Consider the following 22,622-nt stretch of genomic DNA (forward strand, 5'->3'; position numbering starts at 1 on the left):
GCGTCACGCCGAGCGCGTTAGCAGCCGCAGTCGTGACCCCGCCAGGACCGGACACCCTGCCACACCGCCACACCGGAAATGGCGAGCCCGATGACCGGGTCGACCCACCAGCCGCCGGGCCAGCCGGCCGTAATCGCCAGGCCCAGCAGCACCCCGGCGGCCTGCGCGGCGCACAGATAGTTCTGGGTGCCTTCGCCTTCGGTGGCCCCCGATTTCAGACGGGCGCCCAATTTGTGGTTGGCCCAGCCGAGAATCGGCATCAGCACCAGCGCGATGGCCGTCAACGCGATGCCCAGCACCGAGGTTTCGGCGTGCTGGCGGCCGGCCAGGTGGTGCAGGGACTCGGCGGCGATATAGGGGGCGGTCAGCCAGAACGACACCGCGACTCCGCGTTGCGCGCGCCGCTCGGCGGTCTGGGACAGGGTGCGGTCGCCGGTGAAGCGCCACAGCACCATGGCGCTGGCCAGGCCCTCGGAGCCGCCGGCCAGAGCCCACCCGGTCAAGGCCACGGATCGCACCGCCAGGCCCTGCCACAGCCCGATGCCGCCCTCGACGAGCAGCACGGCCAGGCTGACCCACGCCAGCCGGCGCGCCCACACCGCGTTGTGCTGCCATTCGGAGTCCCGCCCGGTCGTCGGCGTCGCGGGCGTCACCCCGTGGCAGTGGTCGGTCTGCGAGATCCCGGTGTCCATCCCGACGATGTTAGGGGCAACCCTTGCCCGACGCCCGCTTCGACCGGCCCACTGTGACCGAAGTGATGGCAATTAGTCTGACTGACCAATAGGCCGTCGAGGAGATCGCAGATGGGGCGCACCGAGAACGACACCTGGGACCTGGCTTCCAGCGTGGGTGCCACGGCGACCATGGTGGCGGCCAGCCGCGCCCGCGCCACCCGGGCCGCCCTGATCGACGACCCGTTGGCCGAACCGCTGGTGCGCGCTGTCGGCATCGACTTCTTCATCCGGTGGGCCAGCGACGAACTCCGGCCCGAGGACGTCGACCTGCCCGATGCCCCGTGGGGCATGCAGCGGATGACCGACCAGCAGGCGGCGCGCACCCGCTACATCGACGCGTTTTTCGTCGCGGCCCAACACGACGGGATGCCCGCGGGCATCCGCCAGGTCGTCATCCTGACCTCCGGGCTGGACACCCGCGGATACCGGCCGCCCTGGGCGAGGGGAACGACGGTCTTCGAGATCGACGTGGCGCAAGTCTTCGCTTTCAAGACCACCGCACTTGCCGAGAACTACTACTGCACGGCGGCGCTGCGCCGGCAGGCGGCCACACGTGAGGGAAACAGGGAAGGGTTCGCCGATGCGGAACGACATACCTGCCAAGCCACTCGACGGGTTTCGGGTCCTCGATTTCACCCAGAACGTCGCCGGTCCGCTGGCCGGACAGGTGCTGGCCGATTTGGGCGCCGAGGTGATCAAGATCGAGGCGCCCGGCGGTGAGGCGGCTCGCCACATCACCGCGGTCCTTCCCGGACGTCCGCCGCTGCCCACGTATTTCTTGCCCAACAACCGGGGCAAGAAATCGGTGACGGTGGACCTGACCACCGGCGCGGCCAGGCAGCAGATACTGCGGCTCGCCGACACCGCCGACGTGCTGCTGGAAGGCTTTCGCCCGGGCGTCATGGAACGCATGGGCCTGGGGCCCGAGGACTTGCGAGCCCGCAACCCGAAACTGATCTATGCGCGCCTGTCGGCGTTCGGCGGCAACGGCCCGCATGGCAACCGGCCCGGTGTCGACCTGATGGTCGCCGCCGAAGCCGGCATGACCACCGGGATGCCCACACCGGACGGCAAACCGCAGATCATCCCGTTCCAACTGGTCGACAACGCCAGCGGCCACGTGCTGGCCCAGGCGGTGTTGGCCGCGCTGCTCAACCGCGAGCGCCACGGGGTGGCCGACACCGTCCGGGTGGCCATGTACGACGTCGCGGTGGGCCTGCAGGCCAACCAGCTCACCATGCATCTGAACAAGACCAGCGGCGACCGGCCCAAGCCCGATTCCGCGCCGCAAGCCAAGCGGCGTAAAGGGGTCGGCTTTGCCACCCAGCCGTCCGACGCGTTCCGCGCCGCCGACGGATACCTGTTGATCAGCGCCTATGTGCCCAAGCATTGGAACAAGCTGTGCCAGCTCATCGGCCGGCCCGATCTCCTGGACGACGAGCGGTTCATCGACCAGCGCGCGCGGGCGATCCACTACCACGAGTTGACCGACGAACTTCACTCGGCACTGGCCGCCAAGACCGCCGCCGAATGGGTTGAGCTGCTGCAAGAGGGCGGTCTGATGGCCTGCCTGCCCTATACCTGGAAACAGGTCGTCGACACCCCGCTGTTCGCCGAGAACCAGCTAGCCGTCGAAGTCGGCCGCGGGGACGACGCCGTCACCGTGATCCGAACGCCGGCGCGCTATTCGAGCTTCAACGCGGTGGTCACCGACCCCCCGCCGGCCCCCGGCGAGCACAACGACATGTTTCTGACCGAACCCTAAAGTCCAGGTGTCACGGTCCACAGCTTTCTTTGAGTTACCGATGAATTGACCTGCCCCGCGCTGACCTCGTAGAGAGCCGCGTAGAGGATTACATGGTCGTATTCCGTCACTTCACATATTCGCCATTTACCCAATATGAACTCTCTTTCAAGCCGGTGGGCAGCAGGGGCGTCGGCACGAGGGAAAGCGGTTCTGCCGCCGCCGACCTTTTGATCGCTTCGAGGAGCCACGATATGAGCGCCGCTGTCCAGGACTCCGCCTTACGTACCGAAACTCGATCACGGTCGATCTTGGTCAACCTGCGGCACGACGTTCCGGCGTCGCTCGTCGTCTTTCTGGTCGCGTTGCCGCTGTCGCTGGGGATCGCGATCGCCTCGGGCGCTCCGCTGGCGGCCGGATTAATCGCCGCGGTGGTAGGTGGCATTGTCGCCGGGGCCATTGGCGGGTCGTCGGTTCAGGTGAGCGGACCGGCTGCGGGTCTGACCGTGGTGGTCGCCGGCCTGATCGAACAGGTCGGCTGGCCGATGTTATGCCTGATGACCATCGGCGCAGGTGCGCTGCAGATCGCCTTCGGCGTGAGCCGGATGGCCCGCGCCGCGCTTGCCATTGCTCCGGTGGTGGTGCACGCCATGCTGGCCGGCATCGGCATCACCATCGCGTTGCAGCAGATTCACGTGCTGGTGGGTGGGTCGTCCCGGAGTTCGGCGTGGCAGAACATCGTGGCACTGCCCAACGGCATCCTGCATCACGAACTGCACGAGGTGATCGTCGGCGGCACCGTCATCGCCATCTTGCTGTTGTGGTCGAAGCTTCCGGCCAAGGCGCGGATGGTTCCGGGGGCCCTGGCGGCCATCGTGGCGGCAACCGCGCTCGCACAGGTCACTGGACTAGACGTCGAGCGAGTTACCTTGTCCGGCAACTTTTTCGAGGCTATCAGCTTGCCGAATCTCCCCGACATGTCACCCGACGGCCGACCGTGGACCCAGGAGATCGGCGCGATCACCGTGGGTATCCTCACCATCGCCCTGATCGCCAGCGTCGAATCGCTGCTGTGCGCGGTCGGTGTCGACAAGCTGCACAAGGGGCCGCGCACCAACTTCAACCGGGAAATGATCGGGCAGGGCAGCGCGAATATGGTGTCCGGATTCCTCGGCGGGCTGCCCGTCACCGGGGTCATCGTGCGCAGTTCGGCCAATGTGGCCGCCGGCGCCCGAACCCGGATGTCGGGGATATTGCACGGGGTATGGATCCTGCTGTTCGCGTCGCTGTTCACCAACCTGGTGGAACTCATCCCCAAAGCGGCGCTGGCCGGTTTGCTGATCGTGATCGGCGCCCAGCTGGTCAAGTTGGCTCACATCCGAATGGCCTTGCGCACCGGCAATTTCGTCATCTACACGATCACCATCGTGTGTGTCGTATTTCTCAACCTGCTCGAGGGTGTGGCTATCGGGCTTGCGGTCGCGATCCTGTTCTTGCTGGTCCGGGTGGTGCGTGCGCCCATCGAGGCCAAGCCGGTGGGGGCAGAGGCCAAGCACTGGCGGGTCGACATGGACGGCACGCTGAGCTTCTTGCTCCTGCCCCGGCTGACCCACGTACTCTCGACGCTGCCGCGGGGAACCGACGTGACGCTACACCTGAACGCGGACTACATCGATCACGCGGTGTCCGAGGCGATTTCGGATTGGAAAACCGCGCACGAGGCGACCGGCGGATCGGTCGCCATCATCGAGACGTCGCCGGCGAATATGATCAGCGCGCACAGCAGTCCGCCGAAACGTCACTTCGCGCCCAAGTCATTGCGGGATGTTGCCTGGCCGTCGCGGCGCGACAAGCATCCCGAGCGTGCTTCCATCCTGCACGGCGTCGAGGAGTACCACCGCAACGGCGCCCGAGCACTGCACCACCAGGTGCACGCCCTGACGGATCCGCCGAACCCGGACACGTTGTTTCTCACCTGCGCCGACTCCCGGATCATGCCGGACGTCATCACCGCCAGCCGTCCTGGTGACCTCTACATCATCCGCAACGTCGGCAACCTGGTACCGACCGATCCCGCCGAGTGCTCGGTGGACGCCGCCCTCGACTTCGCGATCAACGAACTCGACGTGAGTTCAGTTGCGGTGTGCGGACATTCGTCATGCCACGCGTTGAACGTGTTGCTGCAGCCGACCAGTCCGCCGGGTCCCATGGGTCACTGGCTGCAACATGCACACGAGAGCCTGGCCGCATTCCGCGACAACCATCCCGCGCGGCTGAGCGCGGTGTCCAACGGCTTCACCGAAGCTGACCAGCTCGCCATCGTCAACGTGGCAGTGCAGGTGGAAAGACTTGCCCGAAACCCGATCCTGGCCCCGGCATTGGCGTCCGGCGCGGTACGAATCGTCGGGATGTTCTTCGACCTCTCCACGGGCCGGGTGCACGAGGTGGACCGCAGCGGCATCGTGTGCCTGGAAGAGCCGGCCGGCGCGCAGTAGCGGCATCAGAGCGTCAGCTTGACCGCCCGGTCGTTGCCGCGGTCGGCGACGTACACATTCCCCGAGCCGTCGACCGCCACCGCCAACGGGGTGTTGAGCCCGGTGAACGGGAGCACGGTCGCGGTGTTCGAGCCGGCCGCCAGCTTCACCACATCGTTCTTGTTGTGCTCGGTGACATAGACATTGCCGACCGAGTCCACGGCGGTACCCCACGGCACGGAGAGTTCGCGGAAGGGCAGCACGGTTTGGTTGTTGGATCCGGCGTCCAGCTTGACCACCCGGTTGTTGTCGGTGTCGGCGACATAGATGTTGCCGGCGCCGTCCACCGCCACACCATCGGGATTCTTGAGGCCGTCGAACGGCAGCACGGTCTGGGTCTTGGCACCCGCCGCCAGCTTCACCACCCTGCTGTTGCCGCGGTCGGCGACATACACACTTCCCTGCGCATCGACGGCGACCCCTTCGGGGTAATCGAGGCCGTCGAACGGCAGCACCGTCTGGCTGTTCGAGCCGGCAGGCAGCATCACAACCCGGTTGTTGAAATCGGTGACGTAGATCGCGCCGGCGCCGTCAACCGCCAAGCCCTGAGGCTGGTAAAGCCCGTTGAACGGCAGCACCGTCGCGGTGCTCGACCCGTTGGCCAACTTCACCACCCGGCCGTACATGCCCTCGCTGGTGACGTAGACGTTGCCGGCGCTGTCCACGGCCACCCCGCCGGGCGAGAGCCGGAAGTCGATGCCCTTGAACGGCAGTACCGTCTGCCCGGACACCGGTGTCGAGGGGTGCGACGGCCGGGTTACCACATACCCGACGGCGGCGACGACGAGCAGTGCCGCGGCGCCCAGCAGGATCCACAGCTTGCGCTTGGAACGGGGTCGCGGCGCACCCGGTGCGAAGTCGGGCGCCGGCGCGCCCGGTGGCTGGCCGAACCCGGGTGGCCCGGCCGGACCCGCGGGCGGCTCGGGTCCGGGCCGGTCCCGCCAGCTGCCGGCGCGCGGTGGCACCGGCGCAGCCATCGTCTCAGCGCGAGGCGACGGCTGGGCCGGACCCAGCGGGATATCCGCGGAGCCGGGTGCGGGGTAGCCCGATACGGATCCCGGTCCGACCGGCGTGGGCGCGTCGGGGTCCAACCGCCGCAAAATTGTGGTGGCCTGATCCTGCTCGGGTCCGCTCAGCGCCTGGTGGGCGGCGGCGGCCAGTTCACCGGCGCTGCGGTAGCGCTCCCCGGGATCCTTGGCCATGCCTTTGGCGATCACCCCGTCGAACGCCTGCGGGACCTGCCCGGGTCGCAACCGGCTGGGTTGCGGGGCGGGCTGGGTCAGATGTGCGCCGACGGCCCGTTCGATGCTGTCGGTCGGATACGGAGGTGACCCGGTCAAGCATTCGTTGAGCACACAGGCCAGTGAATAGATGTCGGCGCGATAGGTGACCTCGTCGCCGGTGAATCGCTCCGGAGCCATGTAGCTGTAGGTGCCCATGGCGATCCCGGCCCGGGTCAGCCCCGGATCGGTGGCCGCGCGGGCGATACCGAAGTCCACGAGATAGGCGAAGTCGTCGTCGGTGATCAGGATGTTCTCCGGTTTGACGTCGCGGTGCGTCACGCCGGTGGTGTGGGCGGCGTCCAGCGCGGCGGCGATCTGGCGCACGATGGCCACCGCGCGTGCCGGGCTGAACGGCCCGGACCGCTTCAACAGCGTGGCCAGGTCGGTGCCGTTGACCAGCCGCATCTCCAGGAACAGCTTGCCGTCGATCTCGCCGTAGTCGTGGATGGGCACCACGTGTGGCTCGGTTAGCCGTCCGGCGGCGTCGGCCTCACGTTGCATCCGGGCACGAAACACCGGGTCACCGGAGAACTCCGGCGAGATCAACTTCAGCGCGACCACCCGGCGCTTACGGGTGTCCTCGGCCTCATAGACCTCGCCCATACCGCCGCGGCCCAGCAATCGCCGCAACTCATAGGGCCCGAACCGCGCCCCCGCCTGCGCATCGGTCACGGCCGCGCTCCCTTCACCCGATCACGAGATAGCATTGACCGCCTTCGCCAGCTTTGCCTGAAACGAGCTCGGCAGTGGAATGGATCCATACTGCTCCAGACCCTCCTGGCCGGGGCCGATCGCGGCCTGCATAAACGCCTTTACCGCCTTACCCGTTGCCGCGTCCGGGTATTTGGAGCACACGATCTCATAGGTCGCCAGCACAATCGGGTAGGCGCCGGACTGTGTCGGCTTGTAGAACGACGACGTATCCAGCACCAGGTCGTTGCCTTGCCCCTGGAAACGTGCGCCGGCGATCGTCTTGCCAACGGAATCGGTGGTGATCAACACCGGGTCCGGGCCTGCCGAGGTGATGATGCCGGCCATGTGCAGCTGCTTGCCCACGGCGAATGACCACTCGTTGTAGGTGATCGACCCGTCGGTCGTCTCCAGCAGCGCCGACGTGCCGTTGTTGCCCGCGGCGCCGTCACCGACACCTCCGTGGAACGTCTCGCCGACGCCTTTGCCCCAGGCGCCGTCGGACGCGCCGTCGAGGTACTTCTGGAAGTTGGCCGTGGTCCCCGATTTGTCGCTGCGGAAGATCACGTGGATGGGCGTCGGCGGCAGGCCGGTGTCGGCGTTGAGGGCCTTGATCGCGGGGTCGTCCCATCGGGTGATGGTGCCGTTGAAGATCTTTGCGGTCGTGGGCCCGTCCAGATTCAGCCTGCTCACTCCGTTGACGTTGTAGGTCACCGCGATCGGGCCGAAAACCGTCGGCAGATCCCACGCCGGCGAACCGCACCGGGCCGCGGCCCGGTCGGGCTGACCGGTCGACGGGTCCAACGGCACGTCGGAGCCGGCGAGATCGGTCCGGTTGTTGACGAATTCCTCCACCCCGGCCCCGGAGCCGTTCGCGTTGTAGTCCAGCGTGTAACCGGGGCAGGCCCGGATGTAGGCGTAGACGAATTGTTCGATCGCATTCTGTTGCGCGGTGGAACCGGCGTCCTGGAGTTCCTTTTTGCCGCCGCACTCGATCTTCGTGGCTGCGGTGTCGGTGTGACCGCCGCACGCCGAGAAGACCAGCGCGGCCGCGGTCAGCACACTCACCAGGCCGCTAGGGCCACCACGTCGGTTGGACGTCACGACACTCCTCTACACCGTCGCCGCCACAGGTCGCGAGCCGAGCCGGAACCGCTCCTGCGAGACGTATGAACGAAAAGGTGAACATAGTAAACCTTCGCCGGAAAACGAAACTCTGACAAGGGGCCTCCCCGGATCGCCCGTGGGTCATCTGACCCATCCGATTTGGTGTTCGTGGGGCTGCTGATCGCCGCCGGACAGCTGCTGGCTTGCCCGCCGGCACCTTCGAATCTCGTTGAGCGGCAACCACTCAGCTCGACGGCAGCCGCACCACCTGCAGGAAGAACTCATCGATCTGCCGAACCGCGGTCATGAACTGGTCGAGGTCGACCGGCTTGGTGACATAGGCGTTCGCGTGCAGCTTGTAGCTGCGCAAGATGTCTTCCTCCGCCGCGGAGGTGGTGAGCACCACGACCGGGATGCGCGACAGGTCGGGATCCGACTTGATCTTCTCGAGCAACTGCCGACCGTCGTACTTCGGCAGGTTCAAATCGAGCAGGATCAAATCGGGTCGGGGCGCATCGTGGAACTCACCGCGCCGGTAGAGGTAATCAAGCCCCTCTTCCCCGTCGCGCGCGACGTGGAGCCTGTTCTTGACCTTGTTGTGCTCGAACGCTTCTCGAGTGATGAGCTCGTCACCCGGGTCGTCTTCGACGAGCAGGATATCGATGGGGCGGCCTGCCGATGTCATGTGGTGTTCCTTCCGGGGAGGGCACTAATTTCCGTCGGCATCCGCGGCGCCGCGGGCGCGGCAATGGGTAGCGTGAACTGGAAGCGCGTTCCATCGGTGAAAGACGTGTCGATCCAGACGACGCCGCCGTGGTGCTCGACGATCTTGCGGCACAACGCAAGACCCAAGCCCGTTCCTCCGTAAGCGTCGCGGCCGTGCAGCCGTTGGAAGATGATGAAGACCTTGTCGGTGAATTCCTCCGGGATGCCGATGCCGTTGTCGGTCACGCTGAACAGCCACCGACCATCGCGTTCGCCGCTGCCCCGGCGGCAGTCGATGACGACCCGCGGCGCCCGGTCGGGGCGCCGGAACTTGACCGCGTTGCCAATCAGGTTCTGCCACAACATCGTCAGCAACGTCGGGTCCCCCACCACCCACGGCAGCGGCTCGGCGGGTCGCACAATGTGGGCATCTGATTCCTCGATCGCGGTGGCGAGGTTGGCCAGGGCGGCGTCCAGCGTCGTGTCGAGGTCGACGTCGGTGCTCGTGGTGCCCAACCGGCCGACCCGGGAGAACCTGAGCAGGTCGTTGATGAGCACCTGCATGCGTTTGGCTCCGTCGACCGCGAAGCCGATGTATTCCAGGCCGCGCTCGTCGAGCTGATCGGCGTATCGCTTTTCGAGCAGCTGACAAAAGGCGGCGACCTTGCGCAACGGTTCCTGCAGATCGTGGGACGCGACATAGGCGAACTGCTCCAGTTCGGCGTTCGAGCGCCGCAACTCGAGGGCCTGCTCATCCAATTGCGCCCGGGCCGTACGCGACGCCTCGAGCTCCTCCACCATGCGCTGCCGCATGTTCTCGACGTCGACGGCGATGCCCCGGATGTCTTTGGGTCTGCTGGGCGGCGTGATGGCTTCGCCGAAGTTGCCTTCGGTGACCCGCCGGCATGCCCGCGCCAGCGCAGCCAGCGGACGGGTGACCGCCCGTCTGGTCAACAGCCCCAGCAACGCCGCCGTGGCGAAGAACACCAGCACCATCGCGGCCAGCACCCGGTTGCGCCAGACGTCCATGTGGGCAAGCCGGTCGGCCGCCTGCGCCCGGGCCTGCGCCAGATGCTGGTTCTGCACGCCGAAAAGTTCACGGAGCCGGTCGAATTGGGCCTTGCCTATGGCCACGATGGCGCCGTTGACCACGATGGGAGTGTCCGGGGTGACCTGCGCGATCAGCGGTTGGGCATAGCTGGTCCGCCAGGCGGTGGCGGCGTTTTCGACCGCGTCCAAGTCCGCCAGCAGTTCAGGGTGGTGGGCCAGTCGCCGGCGGATGTCGTCGGCGGCGGCCTGCTCGGCGCGCTGCCCCTCGTAGTAGGGACCGAGGAACTGCTTGTCGGCCGATATCAGGTAGCCGCGGATGCCGGTTTCCTGGTCTCGTAATGCCGACTGCAATTGGCAGGCCGCTACCCGCGACGGCGCAATGTCGTCGCGGAGTTGGCGCGACAACTCGTCGGTGCGATTCAGCAATATCGCACCCGTCACCGCTCCCGTGAGCACCATCATGCCCATGACCGCCAGCACCAGCGCTTGCCATCCCCGCACGGTGAGTTCTATTCGGCGCCATGCCATCCCGCCGGCAGTCATCGGATCGTGCGCTCCACCCGTAGCACGGCGATGTCGTCGGTGAGTCCGCCGAGCGACTGGGCGCGCTGCTGCGCTCCGTCGATGAGCGCGTCGACGAATGCGGGACCGGGCAGCGCCGCGTGCGAGCGGGCCAGCGCTAGCAGGCCGTCCTCACCGAGGCGTTCCCGGCCCGATCCCGAATATCCCTCGAACAGCCCGTCGGTGATCAGCAGCAGCCCGTGGCCGGCCGGCAATGCCAACTCATGCCGCGGCCAGTTGTCGAGATGCAGGCCCAGGGCTGGGCCGGCCGGTGGCTCGAGCCATTCCACGGTGCCGCCGCCGTGCAACAACATCCCGGGATGACCGGCCCGGATCACCTTGATGCGGCCGCCATCGGGTGAGCCTGACCGACCGGCGGGGATGGTCAGACTGAGCACCGTCGCGAACACCCCGTCGCCGGAGCGCTCGGCGCGCAACACCTGCTCCAGGCGCCGCATCAGGTCGACGCCGTCGACGCCGGCCAATGTCAGCGCACGCCAGGCGATCCGCAGTGCCGCACCCAGGGCCGCCTCGTTCGGCCCGTGTCCCGCGACGTCGCCGATCAGTACGTGGACGACCCGGTCCGGGGTTTGGACGACGTCGTAGAAGTCCCCGCACAGCAAGGCGTCTTCACGGCTGGGCCGGTACCGGGCGACGATGTCGACGCCGGGGCGGTCGAGCAGCAGCGGGGAGGGCAGCAGGCCACGTTCGAGCAGGGCATTCTCCCGCGCTCGAAGCCGGCTGGCGTGCAGGTCGGCGGCAATCAGCTCGGCACGCTTGCGCTCGATCGCGTACAGCAATGCGCGGCGCAGCATTTCGGGTTCGACCCGCCCCTTGACCAGGTAGTCCTGCGCACCCGCCGCCACTGCGGTAGCGCCGAAGTACTCATCGTTGAGGCCGGTCAGCACGACTATCGGGACGCTGGTGTCGCGTTTGGCGATGCGGTCAAGCGCGTCCATCCCGTTGGCGTCGGGAAGGTTCAAATCCAGCAGCACGCAGTCGGGCCGGGCGGAGTCCAGCTCACGCTCGGCGTGTGCCACCGAGGGTGCCCATCTCACCTCGATATCGCTGAGCGCGTCGGCGATCAGGTTTTCGACGAGGACGGCGTCGGCCCGATCGTCTTCGATCAGCAGCAAGGACAACAACTGCCGTTGCGCCGCGGGGGCGATGCCGGGACCCGGCACAGGCGTCAGGTCGCGCTTACGTGGCGCGCGCACAGATAACCACGCCTTCTACCTCACTCCCCCTGGCCGCGGTGTACCCGTTTGCTCGAGTCCGACGATGACCGACGATAGCCGGTCCCCGGTTGTGCCGACGTCTGCCTCCCACCCCGACGGTCGGCAGCGCTGCGAGCTCGACTTTACTGGCGGATCCTGAGCGTGAACCGCCGTCGTCGGGCGTGGGCAGGAAATGTCAGCGCAGCAGCGCCCTGGACATCACTACCCGCTGGATGGTTGGCGCCCTCGGATTGCACGACTCTCGATGCTGCCGTCCAGTCGGGAGCCCGTTAGGTCGGCGAACGCAGCGCCGCGTCGGTTGTGGCCGCTGGTCGATCGATTCGGCTCCCCCGTGACAGCCACACCGTTGCGTTCAACTCATGCCTTCGAACTGCTGTCGGCCGAAGACCTCACCCCGCGACGCCGACCAACGCCGGCATCCAACCGGCCGGCAGCATCGGCAGCCGCGCGCCGCCAAACTCATCACCAACACCGACCAAACCAGCGGCTGGCATCGCAGTCCTATTGGCCAACGTCCCGGCAAACCCGATTGCGCCGGCCCCCTGATCGGCGGCCGCCACCGCCGACACCAGCTGGGCCTGCGACACCACCGCCGCACCTGTTACCGGCTCCACCACATCCACCGCCATCGCCGCTACCGGAGCCACCGAAGCCAGCTGAGCGACCGGAACGGCCGCACCCACGGATCCGAGCAACGGTGCGCCAGCAGCACCGGCCACTGCCGGAGCAAGATCAGCGGCGAACTCCGCCAACAATGGAACGACACCAAACAAATTCCCGAAGACCCATTCAACAATAATTCCTATGACACCAACGACACCGTACGTCAGCAGCCCTAATATCGAGAAGCCGTTAATGGCAAACTCCAAGAAAAGTGGGATGTCTGCTATCAACTGGAAAATTAGTCCAATCACATTGAAACTCAGGACGGCCAAGGCTATCCAGAGAAAAGCCAAGCCGACGGGAATGAGCTCCGAGAGGAATGTCGGAAGGACTTCCCACAACAGCTTGCCCACATAATCCAGGAACGCCATGATTTCTTGCCAGGGAAATGGGCTGAGAGTTTGGGCGATCGTGGCCGCGGTGTCGGCGGCCGCACCGGTACCGGGTTTGAGAATGGCCGGAGCCGGAACGGCGTGAGGTGCGGCGGCCAGTGCGGTTACGCAGGCAGTCTCGTAGACGCCCATGGTGGTGGCGGCCTGGATCCACATCCGCACATAATCGGCTTCATTGAGCGCAATCGGGATCGTGTTGATACCAAAGAAATTCGTGGCCGCCAGCACCGCATGGGTGGCGTGGTTGGCGATTAACTCAGCCAAGGTAGGCATTGCCGCCAGCGCACCGACATAGGCGCTGGCCGCGGCGTCATGAACCGCCGCATTACCCGCGCTGTCGGCACTGGCCTGCAGCAACCACGCCAGATACGGAATATAGGCCGCCGCGCATAGCTCCGCGCTGGGACCCTGCCAAGCCGCGCCGGTCACTCCGGCCAGCACCACGGTCAGTTCCTCGGCCACCGCCGCGTACTCGGCACTCAGCGACGACCACTGCTCACCGGCCGCCAGCACCGCAGCCGGCCCCGGACCAGCGCTGAGCAATGCCGAATGCACCTCGGGCGGGCATGCCATCCAGATCGGCGAACTCATGCCAGATCAGCCGCGGGAGCATTGGAGACGGTGGCGGCAATATCGCCGGCGGCATGACCGGCCCCGGCGATCACCGGCGCAGCGACACCGTGCGCAGCCGCCAACCGAGTACTCGGCACCGACGGGGCCGCGCCCGCCGAATCCCCAGAAACCATCCGCAGCGTCAAGACCACACCTCTTCCGATGCTTTCAGGGCTTCAGGCGCCGCATCCGAACTCATCGGCACCGAATTGGTTGATTGATTGCAACATGGCGCGACGGGTCCAGCAAGGCGGTGTCAATAGATTCAGGCACTCGAATCTTCAATGGAAGTTATCAAGTCGAGAAGGGCGATTTTCAGGCCGGCGGACCGGGGCGTGTCTCATCCAGAAGCGATGTGAAATTGGCAGAATTTACCCGAAGTGCGCACGTCCGCGTCGGCGATTTAGCTTATACCCGGTGTGCTGGCGGGGCAGCGATGCATCACGAGGTGGCCCCGCACTGGAGCTAGCGCCTCCCAGAACGTCGACCGGCTGACCAGAATCGGCGGCGGCTCCAACGAGCTTGCCGACCGCAGCCAGCGGTACCGGCCCGCGGATCCGGTGCGGTGAACCGACTCGACCCTGCTCAGCGCAGCAACGCCCGCGACATCACCACGCGCTGGATCTGGTTGGTGCCCTCGTAGATCTGAGTGATCTTGGCGTCGCGCATCATTCGCTCGACCGGGAAGTCGACGGTGTAGCCGGCGCCGCCGAACAACTGGACCGCGTCGGTGGTGACCTCCATCGCGACGTCGGAGGCAAAACATTTCGACGCCGCGGAGATGAAGCCCAGGTTGGGCTCCCCGCGCTCGGCGCGCGCGGCGGCGGTGTAGACCATCAACCGGGCCGCCTCCACCTTCATCGCCATGTCGGCGATCATGAACTGCACGGCCTGGAAGGTGCTGATCGACTCGCCAAACTGCTTGCGGTCCTTGGTGTAGGCGATGGCGGCATCCAGGGCACCCTGGGCGATTCCCACGGCCTGGGCGCCGATGGTGGGACGGGTGTGGTCCAGGGTGGCCAGTGCCGTCTTGAAACCGGTGCCCGGCTCGCCGATGATCCGATCACCCGGGATGCGGCAGTTCTCGAAGTACAGCTCCGTGGTGGGCGAACCCTTGATTCCGAGCTTGCGTTCCTTGGGACCGACGGTGAAGCCCTCGTCGTCCTTGTGCACCATGAACGCCGAGATCCCGTTGGCGCCCTTGCCCGGGTCGGTCACCGCCATCACCGTGTACCACGACGATTTGCCGCCGTTGGTGATCCAGCACTTGGCGCCGTTGAGAATCCAGTCGTCGCCGTCGGCCTTGGCGCGGGTGCGCATCGACGCCGCGTCGCTGCCGGCCTCGCGCTCACTCAAGGCGTAGGAGGCCATCGCCGTGCCGTCGGCGAGCTGCGGCAACACCTGCTTCTTCAGGTCTTCGGAGCCGCGCAGGATCAGGCCCATGGTGCCCAGTTTGTTGACCGCGGGAATCAACGAGGCGGACGCGTCGACGCGGGCGACCTCCTCGATGACGATGCAGGCCGCCACCGAGTCGGCGCCCTGGCCGCCGTACTCCTCGGGCACGTGCACCGCGTTGAAGCCCGAGGCGTTGAGCGCATCGAGCGCCTCCTGCGGGAACCGGGAATTCTCGTCCACGTCGGCGGCGTGAGGAGCGATTTCCTTTTCCGCCAGCGCGCGAATCGCCGCCCGCAACTCCTGGTGCTCTTCGGGCAGCTGGAACACATCGAACGACGGATTTCCCGCCCAACCAGCCATCACGGCCTCCTTCTAGTCGCGGGTTAACTTACCCGCACGCTTCTGCAGTTCCGCATCCTTGGCCCGGACGGTCTCGGCCAGCCGGTCCTGGAATGCCACGACTCGCGCCCGCAACTGTGGATCAGACGACCCCAGCATCCGCACCGCCAGCAGGCCGGCGTTGCGCGCCCCGCCGATGGAAACCGTAGCCACCGGCACCCCGGCCGGCATCTGCACGATCGACAGCAGCGAGTCCAGGCCGTCGAGCCGGGCCAGCGGCACCGGCACCCCGATCACCGGTAGCGGCGTGGCGGAGGCGACCATACCGGGAAGGTGGGCGGCGCCGCCGGCGCCGGCGATGATGATCTCGATGCCGCGCTCGGCGGCGCCGCGTGCGTAGTCGAACATCACGGCCGGGGTGCGATGCGCCGACACCACCCGCACCTCGGTCGGGACGTCGAATTCGGCCAGCGCCGCGGCGGCGTCGGCCATCACCGACCAGTCGCTGTCGCTGCCCATGATGACCGCGACCCGGGGCTGTTCGGTCATGCGGATCCCATCCGTCGCTCCTCCACATCGCTTTCTCCCCCCCGAGCGAGAGGGGGTACCTCCCGCTGCGGGGGGCGTGCCCCCGGTGCCTCGTCGCCGGCGGTATGGGGATCCCAGCCGTCGGTCCACTGTGCATGTGACAACCAATGCGCGGCAAGCTCGGCGCGTTCTCGCAGCTGTTGCAGGTCAGTACCGTCGGCGCCGAGGAAGTTGAGGTGTCCCACCTTGCGGCCGGGCCGCTCCGCCTTGCCGTACAGGTGAACCTTGGCGTCGGGCATCCGCGCGAACAGGTGGTGCAGCCGTTCGTCGAGAGACATTGCCGGCGGGGCGGCGGCGCCGAGCACGTTGGCCATTACCGTCACCGGAACGATTGCGTCGGTGTCGCCGAGCGGATAGTCGAGTACCGCGCGCAGATGCTGCTCGAACTGACTGGTCCGAGACCCATCCATGGTCCAGTGCCCGGAGTTGTGGGGCCGCATCGCGAGTTCGTTGACCAGCAGTGTGCCGTCGATCGTCTCGAAGAGCTCGACGGCGAGCACCCCCACCACACCCAGTTCGGCGGCCAGCCGCAACGCCAGCTGTTGCGCGGCCGCGGCCGAGTCGCCGGTCAGCGCCGGCGCGGGCGCGATCACCTGCACGCAGATGCCGTCGCGTTGCACCGTCTGAACCACCGGCCAGGCCGCGCCCTGGCCGAACGGCGACCGCGCCGCCAGCGCCGACAGCTCCCGGCGCAGCGCCACCCGCTCCTCGACCAGCACCGCCACACCATTGGTCAGGTAGTCGCGCGCGATGTCGCGGGCATCGGCGAGGTCACGCGCCATCCGCACCCCCCGTCCGTCGTAGCCGCCGCGAACCGCCTTGACCACCAGCGGTGCGTCCACCTGCCCGGCGAACGCGTCCAGGCCGTGCAGGTCGTCGAGCCTCTCGATGCCGGTGTAGCGCGGCACCGGGGCGCCCAGGGCCGCCAACTTCTGCCGCATCACGAGCTTGTCCTGGGCGTGCACCAGGGCCCGCGGCGGCGGCGCCACGTTGACGCCTTCGGCGACCAGCTTTTCCAGCAGCTCGGTCGGGACATGCTCGTGGTCGAAAGTGAGCACGTGAGCCCCGGCCGCGACGCGGCGCAGGTCGTCGATGTCGGTGTGCGACCCGATCACCACATTGGGCGTCACCTGCGCCGCCGACTCGTCGGCCGCGGTGGCCAGGACGCGCAGGTTCTGACCAAGCGCGATGGCGGCCTGGTGGGTCATCCGGGCCAGCTGACCACCGCCGACCATGGCGACCAGCGGGGCGACATGCGGGGTGCGGGAACTCGGCACGGCCATCATGGTGTCATGGCCCGCGACCGGCGTGTTTGACGGCCGCAGTACCAGATCGTTATGTAGCATTTTGCGTCGATTTCGCGTCGATCCGTACACTGACGTGTTGTGTCCTTTGCCGATGCCACGATTGCGCGCCTTCCCGGGGTGGTTCAGCCCTATGCGCAGCGCCACCATGAGCTGATCAAATTCGCCATCGTCGGCGGCACCACCTTCATCATCGACTCGGCAATTTTCTACACGCTGAAGCTGACGATCCTCGAGCCCAAGCCGGTAACTGCCAAGGTGATCGCCGGGATCGTCGCCGTCATCGCGTCCTACGTGCTGAACCGGGAATGGAGCTTCCGCGACCGCGGCGGCCGCGAGCGCCACCATGAGGCACTGCTGTTCTTCGCGTTCAGCGGCGTCGGGGTGCTACTGAGCATGGCTCCGCTGTGGGTCTCCAGCTACGTCCTGCAGCTGCGGGTGCCAACGGTGTCGTTGACGGTGGAAAACATCGCCGACTTCGTCTCCGCCTACATCATCGGCAATCTGCTGCAGATGGCGTTCCGGTTCTGGGCGTTCCGGCGCTGGGTGTTCCCCGACGAGTTCGCCCGCAACCCCGACAAAGCGCTGGAATCGGCGCTCACCGCCGGCGGAATCGCCGAGGTCTTGGAGGACACCCTCGAGGGCGGCAACGTCACCCTGCTGCGAGCCTGGCGCAGTAAGAGGAACCGGACCGGCCGGTTGGCTCAGCTGGGCGCTTCCTCCGAACCCAGGGTGTCGAAAACTTCGTGATACAGCAGCGCGTGCACTTCCCGCAGGCGCGGAATATCGGGGAATTCCAGCGGATCGTGTGACGCCGACTCGATGATCAGCGTCCCGCTGCGAAACACCCGTTCGGTAATCCGGTCACGAAACTCCACGCTGTTGATCCGTGCCAGCGGGATGTCGATGCCGGTTCGGGTCAGCACGCCATGCCGAAACATCACCCGCCGGTTGGTGACCACGAAATGCGTGGTCAGCCAGCTCAGGAACGGCCACAGCGTGCCCCAGCCGACGATCACCAGCCAGACGCCCCAGATGACGCCGTGCAGGATGGTCTTGGTGAGCTGCGGCCACTGTGTCGAGTTGACGAACCCCGACCCCAGCGCACCCAGCCCGGTGACCAGGATCAGCACCACCACCGGCCAGATCAGCCGTTTCCAGTGCGGGTGGCGATGCAGGACCACCTGCTCGCCGGCGGCCATGGCGTTGTCCGGATACCTCATGGTGGCGACCTTAACTAACGCAGATGCACCACGTCACCGGCTGACACCAGCACCGGCTCACCCCCGGTGTCGACACAGAGCCGGCCCTGGTCGTCGATGTCGCCCGCGACCCCGACGACCTCGTTGCCCCCGGGCAACTGCACCCGCACCCGCGATCCGATGGTCAGGCTGCGGGCCCGGTAGTCGGCCGCCAGTCGCGCGTCTGCGTCCTGCCACTGGGCGATCCGTGTCGCGAGGGCTCGTAACAGCCCGGGGATCAGCTGGTTCCGGTCTGGAGCCGGCACGCCGAGGTCGAACAACGACGTCGCCCCGGGACCGTCGACCTCCTCGGGGTCTTGCGTGACGTTGAGTCCGACGCCGATCACCGCGAACGGTTGCGCCACCTCGGCCAGGATGCCCGCCAGCTTGCCCCTGGCTGCGGCAGACCCGGCCAGCACGTCGTTGGGCCACTTCAGGCGTCCCTCGATCCCGGCGGCCGCGATCAGGGGGGTGACCGCGTCGATCACCGCCAGCCCGGTGGCCAGCGACAGCCAGCCCCACGCGGCGGTGGCGACGCCGTCGATACGCACGCCGACCGACATGGTGATCTGCGCGCGGGGCGCGGCCGTCCAGCCCCGACCATGGCGTCCGCGTCCGGCGGTTTGGAGCTCGGCGATCAGGACCGCGCCGTCGATATCTGCACCGGAGGCCGCGCGCTCCAGTAGATCGGCGTTGGTGGAGCCGGTCTGTTCCACGACGTCGAGTCGGCGCCATCCCGATCCGATCGCCTCGGCACGCAGGGCCGCGGCGTCGAGTGCCAGCCTGAGCTGATCCCGATTCATCACGGCTCAGCCTAGACACGCCCCGAAAGATCTCGACGACGCCGGTCCGGGCTGTTCCCGCCACGGCTCTACGACTATGGGCCGCCGGGTGAACCGCTGGATGATCTGCCGGGCTGCGCTCTAGACGTTGAACGCCGACTGGTCCCTTCCAACCAGCGGAAAGCCGTCAAAACCCCGAACGCCCGGCAGCCATCCCGATATTGTCCTCTGACCTGGGTGCAACGGCGGCAACAGCACCACCGCCGGGCTGGCCGGCGGTGCCGGCGGCAGCGCCGGCAAGGGCGGGATGGTGTTCGGCAGACCCGGAACCAAGGGGACGTAGCGGGGGGCCGGCCCCAACACAACCGGTGAACGTGGCGAAGCCCCGTAAGAGCCCTGTCAGAGCCACTGTGGGCACTTTTCGACGTAGCGCGGCCCAGACGCGTCGTCAGGCTTCCTGACGGCGCAGGAAATGGTTGCCGATACCATCGACTCCCATGACGAGCGTTACCGACCATACTGCCGAGCCCGCCGCCGAGCACACCATCGACATCCACACCACCGCGGGCAAGCTCGCGGAGCTGCACAAGCGTCGCGCAGAGTCCCTGCATCCTGTCGGTGAAACGGCTATCGAGAAGGTGCATGCCAAGGGCAAGCTGACCGCCCGGGAGCGCATTTACGCACTGCTGGACGAGGATTCGTTCGTCGAGCTGGACGCGCTGGCACGGCACCGCAGCACCAACTTCGGACTGGAGAACAACCGTCCCCTGGGCGACGGGGTGGTGACCGGCTACGGCACCATCGACGGCCGCGACGTGTGCATCTTCAGCCAGGACGCCACCGTGTTCGGCGGCAGCTTGGGCGAGGTCTACGGCGAGAAGATCGTCAAGGTGCAGGAATTGGCGGTCAAGACCGGCCGTCCGCTGATCGGCATCAACGACGGCGCCGGCGCGCGCATTCAGGAGGGCGTCGTCTCGCTGGGCCTCTACAGCCGGATTTTCCGCAACAACATCCTGGCCTCGGGCGTCATCCCGCAGATCTCGCTGATCATGGGCGCCGCCGCCGGCGGGCACGTCTACTCCCCCGCGCTGACCGACTTCGTGATCATGGTGGACCAGACCAGCCAGATGTTCATCACCGGACCCGATGTCATCAAGACCGTCACCGGCGAGGACGTCACCATGGAGGAACTCGGCGGTGGCCACACCCATATGGCCAAATCCGGGACTGCGCACTATGTCGCGTCCGGCGAGCAGGACGCGTTCGAATACGTTCGCGAGCTGCTGAGCTATCTGCCGCCCAACAACTTCACTGATCCGCCGCGCTATCCCGCGGCCGTCCCCGAGGGGCCCGTAGAAGACAATCTCACCGACGAGGACCTCGAGCTGGACACGCTGATCCCCGACTCCCCCAACCAGCCCTACGACATGCACGAGGTCGTCACTCGCATCCTCGACGAGGACGAGTTCCTGGAGATCCAGGCCGGCTACGCGCAGAACATCATCGTCGGGTTTGGGCGAATCGAGGGCCGGCCGGTGGGCATCGTCGCCAACCAGCCCACCCAGTTCGCCGGCTGCCTGGACATCAACGCCTCGGAGAAGGCGGCCCGCTTCGTGCGGACCTGCGATTGCTTCAACATTCCCATCGTGATGTTCGTCGATGTTCCGGGCTTCTTGCCCGGCACCGACCAGGAATACAACGGCATCATCCGCCGCGGCGCCAAGCTGCTCTACGCCTACGGCGAGGCCACCGTCCCGAAGATCACCGTCATCACCCGCAAGGCCTACGGCGGCGCGTACTGCGTGATGGGCTCCAAAGACATGGGCTGCGACGTCAACCTGGCCTGGCCGACCGCGCAGATCGCGGTGATGGGCGCTTCCGGCGCCGTCGGCTTCGTGTACCGCCAGCAGCTCGCGCAAGCGGCGAAGGACGGCGAGGACGTTGACGCGCTGCGGCTACAACTGCAGCAGGAATACGAGGACACGCTGGTCAACCCGTATATCGCCGCTGAGCGCGGGTATGTCGACGCGGTGATCCCGCCGTCGTACACCCGCGGCTATGTCGGCACGGCGCTGCGGCTGCTGGAACGCAAGATCGCGCAGCAGCCGCCGAAGAAGCACGGGAACATTCCCCTGTGAGTCGAGTGAGCGCAGCGAGCGACGGGGACGAGAGTCGAGTGAGCGGAGCGAGCGCAATGAGTGAGCGCAACGAGACGGACGAAACCAACACCACCGACCCCGCACCTCAGCCGCACGAACGGCACATCGAGATCGTCCAAGGCCACCCCACCGATCAGGAGTTGGCGGCACTGATCGCGGTGCTGGGCAGCGTCAGCGGTGCGCCGCCGGCGCCGGAAACTGAGCCCACTCGATGGGGCCTGCCGGTCGACAAGCTGCGGTTCCCCGTGTTCAGCTGGCAACGCATCACGCTGCAGGAAATGCTGCACATGCGCCGATGACCCGGTTGGTGCTCGGGTCCGCATCCCCGGGCCGGCTCCAGGTGCTTCGCCAGGCCGGCGTCGACCCATTGGTCGTGCCCTCGGGTGTCGACGAGGACGCGCTCATCTGCGGTTTGCGGCCCGAGGCGTCGCCCGGCGAGGTGGTGGACACGCTCGCCCGGGCCAAAGCCGAGCAGGTAGCGGCGGCCGTGAATGGCTCGCTCTCAAGCGATTGCGTTGTCGTGGGTTGTGATTCGATGCTGCAGCTGGATGGCAAGTTATGCGGCAAGCCCCAATCCATCGCCAGCGCGCGGCAACAGTGGCAGTCGATGGCGGGACGCGCCGGACAGCTCTATACGGGCCACTGCGTTATCCGCCTGCAGAACAACCAAATTACTCACAATATCGGCGAAACAGCTGTTACCACAGTGCATTTCGGCAGTCCATCGCCGGACGATCTCGAATCGTACTTGGCCAGCGGTGAATCATTGCGGGTCGCAGGCGGGTTCACCCTCGATGGCTTAGGCGGCTGGTTCGTCGACAGAATCGACGGCGATCCGTCCAACGTGATCGGGTTGAGCCTGCCCCTGCTGCGATCACTCCTCCACCGGCTGGGGCTGTCGGTTGCCGCACTGTGGGCGCACGACGCCGGCGACTGACGTGCGCCCTGTGCGTCCACCCGCGGGCGCCCAGGGGCGCCCATGGGCGCCCATAGTGTTGTGGCATGACCACCTGGGCCGAATTCAGCGCCGACGCGCCGCACATCGCGACCATTTTCACCCGACGTCATCGCGCCGCCGGCAACCTTTGTCTACTGGCCACGCTGCGCTCGGACGGCTTCCCGCGGATCAGCCCGATGGAGCCGCACATTTTCGAGAACCGGTTGCTGTTGCCCGGGATGCCCGGCACCACCAAGTTCCGCGATCTCGCGCGCGACCCGCGGTTCTGCCTGCACACCGCGACCGTAGATACCCAAGTGACCGACGGCGACGCGAAGCTGTGGGGTCTGGCCCACGTCGCCACCGACACCACATTGCTTCGCCGGTTCGCCGAAACCCTGTTCGACCAGACCGGATTGGATGTGCGCGGGCAGCAATTCGACCTCTTCGCAGCCGATATCACCGGAGCATCGGCGGTAGAGGTGCGCGACGGACATCTGGATATCACCGTCTGGAATCCGGGCCAGACCGAACGAGTGGTTCACAAGCACTGAGCTACGGGCG

General features: G+C 66.7%; 20 protein-coding genes and 1 pseudogene. 8 read left to right on the plus strand and 13 right to left on the minus strand.

Annotated features, from left to right (window positions below):
* Positions 1–17 precede the first annotated feature (17 nt).
* On the minus strand, positions 18–692 hold the full coding sequence (locus BST40_RS06025; RefSeq protein ID WP_075547771.1) for a cation efflux transmembrane domain-containing protein: 675 nt from the start codon (positions 690–692) through the stop codon (positions 18–20).
* 111 nt (positions 693–803) lie between these two features.
* Here BST40_RS06025 and BST40_RS06030 point away from each other — a divergent pair.
* From BST40_RS06030 to BST40_RS06040, 3 genes and pseudogenes are all read left to right on the plus strand, one after another.
* Positions 804–1,244 (plus strand): annotated as a pseudogene (locus tag BST40_RS06030) (class I SAM-dependent methyltransferase); the annotation flags it as partial.
* Between the two features lie 70 nt (positions 1,245–1,314).
* The gene (locus tag BST40_RS06035; protein WP_089025023.1) at positions 1,315–2,499 is read left to right on the plus strand and encodes a CoA transferase; all 1,185 of its coding nucleotides are present in this window, start codon (positions 1,315–1,317) and stop codon (positions 2,497–2,499) included.
* A 233-nt stretch (positions 2,500–2,732) separates the two neighbouring features.
* Positions 2,733–4,973 (plus strand): SulP family inorganic anion transporter, encoded by a 2,241-nt coding sequence (locus BST40_RS06040; protein ID WP_083153776.1) that lies wholly within the window; start codon positions 2,733–2,735, stop codon positions 4,971–4,973.
* A 5-nt stretch (positions 4,974–4,978) separates the two neighbouring features.
* Here the strand turns inward: BST40_RS06040 and BST40_RS06045 are convergent, their stop codons facing one another.
* The 10 genes from BST40_RS06045 to BST40_RS06085 all read right to left on the minus strand — a co-directional run bounded on the left by BST40_RS06045 (position 4,979) and on the right by BST40_RS06085 (position 16,921).
* The gene (locus tag BST40_RS06045) at positions 4,979–6,967 is read right to left on the minus strand and encodes a serine/threonine-protein kinase PknD (protein ID WP_083153778.1); all 1,989 of its coding nucleotides are present in this window, start codon (positions 6,965–6,967) and stop codon (positions 4,979–4,981) included.
* Between the two features lie 21 nt (positions 6,968–6,988).
* Positions 6,989–8,089: a phosphate ABC transporter substrate-binding protein PstS gene (pstS, locus tag BST40_RS06050; protein WP_089025024.1), complete on the minus strand. Its 1,101-nt coding sequence runs from the start codon at positions 8,087–8,089 to the stop codon at positions 6,989–6,991.
* Positions 8,090–8,336: 247 nt separating this feature from the next.
* Positions 8,337–8,777 carry a response regulator gene (locus BST40_RS06055; protein WP_075547766.1) on the minus strand — a complete coding sequence of 147 codons (441 nt, stop codon included), beginning with the start codon at positions 8,775–8,777 and terminating at the stop codon, positions 8,337–8,339.
* A complete protein-coding gene (locus tag BST40_RS06060) occupies positions 8,774–10,390 on the minus strand; it encodes a sensor histidine kinase (RefSeq protein ID WP_083153780.1) in 1,617 nt (538 codons plus the stop codon). The genes BST40_RS06055 and BST40_RS06060 overlap by 4 nt, the downstream gene beginning before the upstream one ends.
* Positions 10,387–11,550: a PP2C family protein-serine/threonine phosphatase gene (locus tag BST40_RS06065; RefSeq protein WP_089025027.1), complete on the minus strand. Its 1,164-nt coding sequence runs from the start codon at positions 11,548–11,550 to the stop codon at positions 10,387–10,389. Before BST40_RS06065 ends, BST40_RS06060 begins: the two co-directional genes overlap by 4 nt.
* A 485-nt stretch (positions 11,551–12,035) precedes the next feature.
* Positions 12,036–13,292, minus strand: coding sequence for a PPE family protein (locus BST40_RS06070; RefSeq protein WP_075547763.1), 1,257 nt, complete (start codon positions 13,290–13,292; stop codon positions 12,036–12,038).
* Complete coding sequence (locus BST40_RS30000; RefSeq protein WP_158006355.1) at positions 13,289–13,459, minus strand: hypothetical protein; 171 nt, start codon at positions 13,457–13,459, stop codon at positions 13,289–13,291. Before BST40_RS30000 ends, BST40_RS06070 begins: the two co-directional genes overlap by 4 nt.
* Positions 13,460–13,898: 439 nt before the next feature.
* Entirely contained in the window at positions 13,899–15,068 is a 1,170-nt protein-coding gene (locus tag BST40_RS06075) for an acyl-CoA dehydrogenase (RefSeq protein ID WP_083153784.1), read from the minus strand.
* A gap of 12 nt (positions 15,069–15,080) precedes the next feature.
* Complete coding sequence (purE, locus tag BST40_RS06080) at positions 15,081–15,596, minus strand: 5-(carboxyamino)imidazole ribonucleotide mutase (RefSeq protein ID WP_075547761.1); 516 nt, start codon at positions 15,594–15,596, stop codon at positions 15,081–15,083.
* Positions 15,593–16,921, minus strand: a complete 1,329-nt coding sequence (locus BST40_RS06085) for a 5-(carboxyamino)imidazole ribonucleotide synthase (RefSeq protein WP_083153809.1) — start codon at positions 16,919–16,921, stop codon at positions 15,593–15,595. Before BST40_RS06085 ends, purE begins: the two co-directional genes overlap by 4 nt.
* 99 nt (positions 16,922–17,020) lie before the next feature.
* Here BST40_RS06085 and BST40_RS06090 point away from each other — a divergent pair, with 99 nt between their 5' ends.
* Complete coding sequence (locus BST40_RS06090; RefSeq protein WP_075547760.1) at positions 17,021–17,689, plus strand: GtrA family protein; 669 nt, start codon at positions 17,021–17,023, stop codon at positions 17,687–17,689.
* Here the strand turns inward: BST40_RS06090 and BST40_RS06095 are convergent.
* Both BST40_RS06095 and BST40_RS06100 read right to left on the minus strand, forming a co-directional pair.
* Positions 17,644–18,162 carry a PH domain-containing protein gene (locus BST40_RS06095; RefSeq protein ID WP_075547759.1) on the minus strand — a complete coding sequence of 173 codons (519 nt, stop codon included), beginning with the start codon at positions 18,160–18,162 and terminating at the stop codon, positions 17,644–17,646. The two genes, BST40_RS06090 and BST40_RS06095, sit on opposite strands and share 46 nt — an antisense overlap.
* 14 nt (positions 18,163–18,176) lie before the next feature.
* A complete protein-coding gene (locus BST40_RS06100) occupies positions 18,177–18,986 on the minus strand; it encodes a biotin--[acetyl-CoA-carboxylase] ligase (RefSeq protein WP_089025025.1) in 810 nt (269 codons plus the stop codon).
* A 473-nt stretch (positions 18,987–19,459) separates the two neighbouring features.
* Between BST40_RS06100 and BST40_RS06110 the strand changes: the two genes are divergently transcribed.
* The 4 genes from BST40_RS06110 to BST40_RS06125 all read left to right on the plus strand — a co-directional run bounded on the left by BST40_RS06110 (position 19,460) and on the right by BST40_RS06125 (position 22,612).
* Complete coding sequence (locus BST40_RS06110) at positions 19,460–21,100, plus strand: acyl-CoA carboxylase subunit beta (RefSeq protein WP_075547756.1); 1,641 nt, start codon at positions 19,460–19,462, stop codon at positions 21,098–21,100.
* The gene (locus BST40_RS06115) at positions 21,097–21,420 is read left to right on the plus strand and encodes an acyl-CoA carboxylase subunit epsilon (RefSeq protein WP_241780269.1); all 324 of its coding nucleotides are present in this window, start codon (positions 21,097–21,099) and stop codon (positions 21,418–21,420) included. Before BST40_RS06110 ends, BST40_RS06115 begins: the two co-directional genes overlap by 4 nt.
* Positions 21,417–22,058, plus strand: coding sequence for a Maf family protein (locus BST40_RS06120; protein ID WP_083153789.1), 642 nt, complete (start codon positions 21,417–21,419; stop codon positions 22,056–22,058). Before BST40_RS06115 ends, BST40_RS06120 begins: the two co-directional genes overlap by 4 nt.
* 65 nt (positions 22,059–22,123) lie before the next feature.
* Complete coding sequence (locus BST40_RS06125; RefSeq protein WP_075547753.1) at positions 22,124–22,612, plus strand: pyridoxamine 5'-phosphate oxidase family protein; 489 nt, start codon at positions 22,124–22,126, stop codon at positions 22,610–22,612.
* Positions 22,613–22,622 lie beyond the last annotated feature (10 nt).

Origin of the sequence: Mycobacterium persicum (assembly GCF_002086675.1) — a bacterium.
Lineage (GTDB): Bacteria > Actinomycetota > Actinomycetes > Mycobacteriales > Mycobacteriaceae > Mycobacterium > Mycobacterium persicum.